The 3,175-nt window shown below is 62.2% G+C and carries 1 protein-coding gene and 1 pseudogene; one reads left to right on the plus strand and one right to left on the minus strand.

All coding sequences use genetic code 11. From position 1 onward, the window contains the following. A pseudogene (locus A985_RS29305) lies at nt 1-1,511 on the plus strand (DUF4573 domain-containing protein); the annotation flags it as partial. Between the two features lie 238 nt (nt 1,512-1,749). Here A985_RS29305 and A985_RS0114785 read toward each other — a convergent pair. Continuing rightward, nucleotides 1,750-2,763 (minus strand): LysR family transcriptional regulator, encoded by a 1,014-nt coding sequence (locus A985_RS0114785; RefSeq protein WP_017234178.1) that lies wholly within the window; start codon nt 2,761-2,763, stop codon nt 1,750-1,752. Nucleotides 2,764-3,175 lie beyond the last annotated feature (412 nt).

Raw genomic sequence — 3,175 nt, forward strand, 5'->3', positions numbered from 1 at the left:
ATGCCTTGAGCGTGCTGATACCCCTGAGGACCTTGCACGCCCTGAGCGCCTTGCGGACCCTGTATGCCCTGGACGCCTTGCATACCTTGCGGACCCTGCACGCCCTGAGCACCTTGCATACCTTGCGGGCCCTGCATACCCTGAGCACCTTGCATACCTTGCGGGCCCTGCATACCCTGAGCACCTTGCATACCTTGCGGGCCCTGCATACCCTGAGCACCTTGCATACCTTGCGGGCCCTGCATACCCTGAGCACCTTGCATACCTTGCGGGCCCTGCATACCCTGAGCACCTTGCATACCTTGCGGGCCCTGCATACCCTGAGCACCTTGCATACCTTGCGGGCCCTGCATACCCTGAGCACCTTGCATACCTTGCGGGCCCTGCATACCCTGAGCACCTTGCATACCTTGCGGGCCCTGCATACCCTGAGCACCTTGCATACCTTGCGGGCCCTGCATACCCTGAGCACCTTGCATACCTTGCGGGCCCTGCATACCCTGAGCACCTTGCATACCTTGCGGGCCCTGCATACCCTGAGCACCTTGCATACCTTGCGGGCCCTGCATACCCTGAGCACCTTGCATACCTTGCGGGCCCTGCATACCCTGAGCACCTTGCATACCTTGCGGGCCCTGCATACCCTGAGCACCTTGCATACCTTGCGGGCCCTGCATACCCTGAGCACCTTGCATACCTTGCGGGCCCTGCATACCCTGAGCACCTTGCATACCTTGCGGGCCCTGCATACCCTGAGCACCTTGCATACCTTGCGGGCCCTGCATACCCTGAGCACCTTGCATACCTTGCGGGCCCTGCATACCCTGAGCACCTTGCATACCTTGCGGGCCCTGCATACCCTGAGCACCTTGCATACCTTGCGGGCCCTGCATACCCTGAGCACCTTGCATACCTTGCGGGCCCTGCATACCCTGAGCACCTTGCATACCTTGCGGGCCCTGCATACCCTGAGCACCTTGCATACCTTGCGGGCCCTGCATACCCTGAGCACCTTGCATACCTTGCGCCCCCTGTATGCCCTGTACACCTTGTACGCCCTGCGCGCCTTGCAAACCCTGACCGTTCAGATGGCCTTGCACCCCGGCCCCTTGCCCGCCGTATACGCCGCGCAGTTCGGGAAAGCTCGACACGACTCGGATCGCGCCGATGCGCTGCCCGGTGATCGCTTGAATGTGTCGGATTTGGTCTTCGTTGAGTTGCAGTTCCAGATCGTTCTCGTTCATGGTGCTTCGCTCCTTGAATCAATTAAACATCGGACACCTGCGAAAGCGATTCTGATGAATTCCGACAGACCCAAACGGCGTGTCGTCTCGCAAACGCGCCGCGAAAGCCATCGATTCAAGTCGGGAAGGAGACGCAATAGAGGGACGAGCGACGGTCGCTCACCCGCAGCAGCGCTGGCGCCTTACTGCATCGCGGCACACGGCGCCGGGCGGCAAGCGCGATACGAAATTAATCCGGTCGCGACACGTTTGGTTTCTTTCGATTAAGAATTATCCCAAGCGCGGTGCGCTTTGCGTCGCCGCGAAGGTAGCGACAGTTGGCGAGTTGAATGCGGCCATGCCCGCATGGCCAATCACTGTGACAGCGGCATCCCATCATCGTGGCCCGCGCCCCACTCCACGCCGGCCTGCCCAAAACGAAGCGCCCGCGCGGCGCCTGATGGGCGGCTGCGCGCGCGCGTCTTCCAGCGTTGCGAAGTGGACCGGCACTGTGCCGGCGAATCCGTCAGACCACGACGTCTTGCGGCGCCATTTGCGTGCCGTACGAGGCCCAGTGACCGTCGGCGTCATCGGCCGCCACGGTCGGCTTGCATGAGCCTGCGGTTTCGTCGAGCCCTTGCAGCAACGGGCAACGTTCGAAGAGTTCCGCGATGAAGTCGACAAACACGCGAACCTTCGGCGATAGGTGTCGGTTATGCGGATACACGGCCGAAATCGGCATGGGAGGCGGCTTCCACTGGTGCAGAATCTCGACCAATTGGCCCGATTGCAGATACGGCAGCGCCATGAAGCGCGCGAGCTGCACCGTCCCGAACCCCGCGAGTCCCAGTTGCAGATACGCCTCGGCGTCGTTGACCGCGACCGCCCCCGGCATGGGAATCTCGACTTCCTTGCCGTCCACCAGGAACTGGTCCTCGACGACGCGCCCCGTTCGGCTCGAGAAGTAGTGCACCGCTGTGTGCCGTTGCAGGTCGTCGAGCGAATGCGGCATGCCCATGCGCTCGAGATAAGCCGGTGACGCGCACGTCAGGCTTTGGAACAGGCCCACGCGTCGCGCGACCAGGCTCGAATCCTGAAGCGTGCCAACGCGCAACACACAATCGACGCCCTCCTGGATCAGGTCGACCGGCTTGTCGCCCATGCCCACCATAAGTTCGACTTCCGGGTAGCGTTCGTGAAATTCGCACAGCGCCGGCAGCACCACCAGCTTGCCGAGCGAACCCGGCATGTCGATGCGCAGCTTGCCGCGCACGCGCTGGCTGCTCTCCCGGAACGACGATTCGGTCTCCTCGATATCCGCGAGGATGCGCAGGCATCGCTCGTAATACGCGGCCCCGTCAGGCGTCAGGTTGAGCCGCCGGGTCGTACGCTGCAACAGCCGCGTCCCCAGATGCGCCTCGAGGTTCTGAATAATCGTGGTCACCGAGGTGCGCGGCAAACCGAGATTGTCGGCCGCGCGTGAAAAGCTGTTTGCCTCGACGACGCGCGTGAATACCTGCATCGCTTGCAAGCGATCCATGACATTTCCCCATTCGAAAACGTGGTTGCATCAGCCAATCCGGCTTATTTCACGCGCATCGCAAGTGCATAAGCAAATTGGTCGGCGGGAAAAGCCAATACCGGCAAGGCCGACATCGATTAGTCGATCTGACCGAATAGTGTTGCCAAATTATAGGCGTTTATCCCGATGTCCGTCGCCTCTAGACTTCGATCCATCGAATGTCATCAGAGGGGTATCGCGCTCGCGAGCCCAACGCCATATGTCAGCCACCCCCAAGTCGCCCTCGGGACGTCCGGGCCAAACGCACCGCACCGACGACGGACTGCGCATCGAAGAGGTGAGCATCGCCGGTCATGCCGGCCCGGTCACCCTGCGTCTGTATCGGCCGACCGGCCACGCCGGCGCCGACGCCGCGCGCGCCGGGGCGGCG

The sequence above is a fragment of the Pandoraea sp. B-6 genome, assembly GCF_000282835.1.
GTDB classification, from domain to species: domain Bacteria; phylum Pseudomonadota; class Gammaproteobacteria; order Burkholderiales; family Burkholderiaceae; genus Pandoraea; species Pandoraea cepalis.